This is a genomic window from Maribacter polysaccharolyticus (assembly GCF_028882255.1).
In the GTDB taxonomy this organism is placed as follows: Bacteria; Bacteroidota; Bacteroidia; order Flavobacteriales; family Flavobacteriaceae; genus Maribacter_A; species Maribacter_A polysaccharolyticus.
This window is the reverse complement of the sequence record NZ_JARBUY010000016.1, coordinates 1-4,894: the sequence shown is the minus strand read 5'-3', so window position 1 is coordinate 4,894 and position 4,894 is coordinate 1. Positions and strand designations below refer to the sequence as shown.

At 33.6% G+C, this 4,894-nt stretch carries 7 protein-coding genes; all 7 read right to left on the bottom strand.

Features of this window, described 5'->3' with window-relative positions; translation table 11 throughout:
• Positions 1–318: 318 nt before the first annotated feature.
• Positions 319–609 (bottom strand): helix-turn-helix domain-containing protein, encoded by a 291-nt coding sequence (locus tag PHU20_RS20035; protein ID WP_089895954.1) that lies wholly within the window; start codon positions 607–609, stop codon positions 319–321.
• A gap of 1 nt (position 610) precedes the next feature.
• A complete protein-coding gene (locus tag PHU20_RS20030) occupies positions 611–904 on the bottom strand; it encodes a type II toxin-antitoxin system RelE/ParE family toxin (protein WP_420828692.1) in 294 nt (97 codons plus the stop codon).
• 289 nt (positions 905–1,193) lie between these two features.
• Entirely contained in the window at positions 1,194–1,370 is a 177-nt protein-coding gene (locus PHU20_RS20025) for a hypothetical protein (protein ID WP_274827184.1), read from the bottom strand.
• Between the two features lie 522 nt (positions 1,371–1,892).
• The gene (locus tag PHU20_RS20020) at positions 1,893–2,438 is read right to left on the bottom strand and encodes an STM3941 family protein (RefSeq protein WP_274827183.1); all 546 of its coding nucleotides are present in this window, start codon (positions 2,436–2,438) and stop codon (positions 1,893–1,895) included.
• 342 nt (positions 2,439–2,780) lie between these two features.
• Positions 2,781–3,284, bottom strand: a complete 504-nt coding sequence (locus PHU20_RS20015; protein WP_274827182.1) for a hypothetical protein — start codon at positions 3,282–3,284, stop codon at positions 2,781–2,783.
• A 419-nt stretch (positions 3,285–3,703) separates the two neighbouring features.
• Complete coding sequence (locus PHU20_RS20010) at positions 3,704–4,150, bottom strand: hypothetical protein (protein WP_274827181.1); 447 nt, start codon at positions 4,148–4,150, stop codon at positions 3,704–3,706.
• Positions 4,151–4,303: 153 nt separating this feature from the next.
• Complete coding sequence (locus PHU20_RS20005) at positions 4,304–4,819, bottom strand: hypothetical protein (protein ID WP_274827180.1); 516 nt, start codon at positions 4,817–4,819, stop codon at positions 4,304–4,306.
• Positions 4,820–4,894: the final 75 nt, after the last annotated feature.

Below are 4,894 nucleotides of genomic sequence, written 5' to 3'. Positions count from 1 at the left end.
ATTTTGGTTTCAAATGCAACTTAAAAAGTGTAAACGATGTTTCTATAACTCTGTAAAGGATGTTTGTATATCGTACCCGATGGTGCACAACGGCTCGGCTATGGCAAGTAGGGCAGGCAAGGAAACTTTTTGTTTCCGTCTGGTCTGCGAGCCAGAGCTTTTTGTTTTGTAATTTTCTTTTCTTTTTAATTGCCAAATTTTGAATATTTCGCTATCGCGTAATTTTCAATTTGGCGGACTTCGCAAACACGCCCAAGCCTTTAGATTCAGAACTTACCGCCCTATTTGCTATAGGTATTGTTGTAAAACGTACTTTTTTTACACTTCGATTGAAATAGTAACTTTTCCGCCAAGACCTTTTTCCACAATTTCGTAAAGCGTTTTCAAGGTCAGATTACTGCCATTGTTTTCTACTCGTGAAATATAAGTCCGTTTTTTGTCTACTAATTCGCCCAGTTGTTCCTGCGTAAGGTTTTTTTCTTCCCGTGCATTTCTCAAAAGCAAACCGATTTTAAAAGACTCAAAATCTCTTTCCAATCCGTCTCTACGTTCCGTTCCTTTTTTTCCATAAACGGTGTCCTTGATTTCTTTCCAACTCTTGGTGTCCATCTTATTTGTTTTTGTCTTCATAGTATGAATTCATTAGTCCGACCGCTTTGTCGATTTCTTTTTTTTGTGTTTTCTGCGATTTTTTGGTAAATCCGTTCAAGAGTATTACCAATTTTCCTTTGTCGAAAAAACAGAAGACTCTCCAAATGTCCGAGCCTAATTTTATTCGGGCTTCGTAGAGTCCTTTAGTTCCGACAAGTGCTTTCAGATAAGTGGAGGGAACTCTTTCATAAGTCTCGATTATTTCGATTACTTTAAATATCTTGTCCTGAACCTTTTTCGGTTGTTTGAGCAAGAATTCTTCGAAATACCCTTTATACTGGATAACTTCCCTTATTTTTTCTATTACCCAAAGGTAACTTAAAAGTTACTATTTTCAAAATATTTTGTTGAATTTAGGTTGGTCCCTTAAATTTGGTAGGTATGTTTTACAACGGCTCGGCTATGATCTGTTGCGGAAAACGTCCGTAGGACTTTTTCGCCCGGTTCCGAGCCATTGTTAAAGATATGGATTTCCGTTAGGAAATCCACCGTAAGCAATTGATTATAGGTATTGTTGGCATTAGTTATTTGATTTGATAATACTAAAGTTCTTCTTCCACAATGAATTTAAAGAACTTATTTTCCGTTTTCATCTGGTCAATTTCTTTTTGTTCGACTAGTTTTTCGAAGTGCCTGTCTTTCTCAAAGATTTGTTTTAAATCCCCGTTGAATTTATACGCACTTTGAAACAATTTGATTCCTTTCTTTAGTTCCTCCACATTTGGTAAAGATTTGCTAATAAAACTTTTGACCGACTCATTGTGAGAAACAAACAATTCTCACGTACTGCCATTAAAGGGATAATAGCAATTCTTATTTCCGTCCGTTTTTTTAAGAAAAAGTAACAAACGTTGTCCTTTTTCGATTTTCCCAACCCGAGCATAACAACTCCATTCCTCCCAGATTTTAACGTTAACATTGTCAGGAGATTTTCCTTTCACAAACTCATTAATTTCAAATGTGTATTCGTCAGAACTAACATTTGAAATTGTTCCGTCGATAATTAGTTCCGATTCCGATATTGCTATTGCATATGGATAAAATATTTTTTTTGGCAACGAAAAACTTGTTACCACTACAAAGATTATAAGGAGGTTAAAAATTTTCATAATTAATGCCAACGGTTGGGCTAAGGTTCGTTGCTGTGATTCGTCCGAAGGACAATCCAGCCGAACCTAAAGATAGCTTTTTGCGCGTGATTTCCGTTTAGGAAATCCGCAAGCAATGAATTTTAGCCATTGTTACCTTGCGTTTTTATTTTTATTAAACTCTGACCGAATTAATTTTTCCATTTCCTCAAAGTTATATTCCAATGTATTGGATGTTATTGAAATTAGGGTCCCATATGAATTTAAATTGGCCTTCATGAGTTTTGTCCTGAGTTCATTTTTTGCTTTTTTTAGATATTTTTCAGGGTTTTCAATATCAATTAATAGAAACTTTGTCGACATAATTTGTTCCGTCCTTATTCCAGTAATATCAGTCCATTCAATTAGTCCAATGCTTGTGGCGTTTGTGTTGTCCGTAATTCCGTCCGAATCAATTATCAGTCCAGCTTTTTTGTCAGATAATTTTATAATTCCATAAATCCCGGTAAGTCCAAAAAACACAATTCCCGCAATACCCCAAATCCGGATTGTATCAGGATTATTGATTCTAAAGATATTTTGAACAAATTTTTCGGGTTCAAGAGCCATCCAAATTCCCCCTGCGACAAATAGTAAGGAACCAAATAACAAAAGTGAAATCTTCTTTTTTCCAATTGGAATCTCGATTTGTTCGGTCATTTTTTATTTGGCTTAAATGCAAGGTAACGGTTAAGCTATGAACAGTACGGGAGCAAACTGGCGTTTGCTTTCCGCCACGCACATAGCGAAATCTTTTGGTTTTGTTTTTTCTTTTTTTCTGTCAAAGCGAAGTCCCAAAGATTTCGCGACATTTTAAATATACGTAAACCTTATGATTTAGCCCCGAAACCTGTATTGTTTATAGGTGTTGTTGTAAGCAGTTTTTTATTAATTGTTCTGAATAAAGCGGATTTATAAACTCCTCAAACGAAGCCGTTATTACTATAAATTGTTCTTTAGATAAATGTAAAGGCATATAGTAGAATTAATATGTAAATAAACTCAATTTTCTAAGATTTTATTTTTGCGTTTTTTAATATGATAACTAACAATATAAACTATGCTAGGTAGGAAGAGTAACCAAGTTATTATATTTAGATAAACTTCAATTATTTTTCTTGAATATGGCCTAGGAAAATTTTCGGATGTTCTTATTGAAATTGCACCGTCCATAGTATTGTACCAAACAGGTATTTTAAGCTTATCCTTAGGAGCGCCATCTGTTGTCCATATTTTGTTCATTCCTTTTTGAGTAAAATAAACTTTCCTTTTTTTCTTAAATTTTTTTAATGTTCCATAGAAATTGTACGAATATCTACCCGTCCTTTGGGGTCCATTGGTCTTGCTCTCATATATTAATACATCTTTGGCAAAGTATTCTGAAGGATATATTGTTGCGTAAAACCATTTAAATTCAGAAAAATCGTATAATATTCTCTCATATAGCCAAGAAAGTGCTAAAAAAACTACTATCCAACTAAAAACATATTTTGTTCCTTTACTCATAATTTGTTATAATCTATTAATTGCACTCTTTCGTAAAAAGGTTCGGTTTCAAGTTTTAAACAAGCAAAAATTACATTAACATTGGCATTAAAATCCATTTCTGGCGCTATTGTCAAATTATTTAATTTCATTTTTGATAATTCTGACTAACGTTTTTATAATGTTTTAAAAATCAATTGTTAATGATTTTGTTTTTTAGCTATATTTTCTTCTTTATCAACTAATTAAACGTTAGCTTAAAGTAGTTATTTGTTTTTCCTGCAAAAAAGAGGAATTGCTTACAACGGCTCGGCTATGATCTCGTTGCGGACATTTCCATCGGAAATTGTCCGCCTAGATCCAAGCCATTGGTTAAAATTAAGGATTTTCCGTATGGAAAATCCGCCCGTAATGGATTATAGGTATTGTTAGGCAACGTATTATTTGTTTTTAATATATCCAATAATGTTAGGTAATTCGGCAATAGAACAAAACCATCCGTTTTCTCCCTCATTTACTCTAATTCCATAAACTCCCCGTTCATTCAATTTATAGATTAAGTTGAGTGAACTATCAACGTTCATCTTTATAACCTTTGTCCGTCCATCTTGATTTTGGTCGAATTCGTTAGCTTTTATGCTATCTGTGAAGATAAAAATCCAAGGTTGTCCATCTACCTCGCCGATATATGGTTTTGGCTTTTCAGGATCATTTCCACTTGCCAAATATGTCCATTTATCAAGATTCAGAAAAGCAGCATACAAATAAGTCATTTGCTCTGGATCACCAGATCTAGCTCTTTCTACCAAAGAGTCAAAATCCACTTGGCCTTTAGCTGGTATTCTTTCATTAGTGTTTTTCTTTTTAAATCTATCAAATATTCCCATAAGTGTAATTATGTTGCCTAACGGTTTTGTATATGGAAAGTTGCGTGTTTGCGTGCGAGGATTTTCCGAAGGAAAATCAGACGTAACAAAACAAGCAACGACCTTTATTTAAGCCAAAAACCAGCAATTTTTTATATACGGTGTTGGCAATAGTTATTTTTTTATTCCGCTTTCAAATTCTTTCAGCGATATTTTATTTTTCCGTTTTGAGTATTCTCCGTAAGCAATTCCGTTGTCATAATCGACAGTCAAATAATCAGTCCAACAAGAGAAAAAATCGTAATCGTCTTTTTTTCCAAGTCCAGAGTTTTCTTTAATCAGAGTTGGTGCAATTAAATAACATTCTCCAATTTCAAATTCCGCAATATAAGGTCTACATTGTGCTCCGTCATCTCCCCAAATTTTAATTCTTTTTCGTGATTCAGTTCCTTTATATTTTTTGATAATTTCGACTGTCATTGAAAAAGGCATTTTTTTGTCATAACCAATTATTTCTTGGTCAAGAAAATCGGAATATTCAATCACTTTTACAAGAGCAACAAATTCCATTCCGCTTGAAATTTGGCTAAAAGAACAATCTCCATCGCATTCACAGTCACAAGCAAATGAGTTGAAAGAAATCAACATCATTGTCAGAACTAATATTTTCTTTAGAAATGGGTTTTTCATAATGTTCGTTAATATACATGGTTTACAAAAGTTATAGATTAGAGTTTACACTAAATTAGTTTCTAACCTCACTGA

Excerpts from the sequence above, each read along its gene's own strand:
- PHU20_RS20015 (WP_274827182.1), bottom strand. The coding sequence starts at position 3,284 with ATGAGTAAAGGAACAAAATATGTTTTTAGTTGGATAGTAGTTTTTTTA.
- PHU20_RS20035 (WP_089895954.1), bottom strand. The coding sequence starts at position 609 with ATGGACACCAAGAGTTGGAAAGAAATCAAGGACACCGTTTATGGAAAA.
- PHU20_RS20005 (WP_274827180.1), bottom strand. The coding sequence starts at position 4,819 with ATGAAAAACCCATTTCTAAAGAAAATATTAGTTCTGACAATGATGTTG.
- PHU20_RS20010 (WP_274827181.1), bottom strand. The coding sequence starts at position 4,150 with ATGGGAATATTTGATAGATTTAAAAAGAAAAACACTAATGAAAGAATA.
- PHU20_RS20020 (WP_274827183.1), bottom strand. The coding sequence starts at position 2,438 with ATGACCGAACAAATCGAGATTCCAATTGGAAAAAAGAAGATTTCACTT.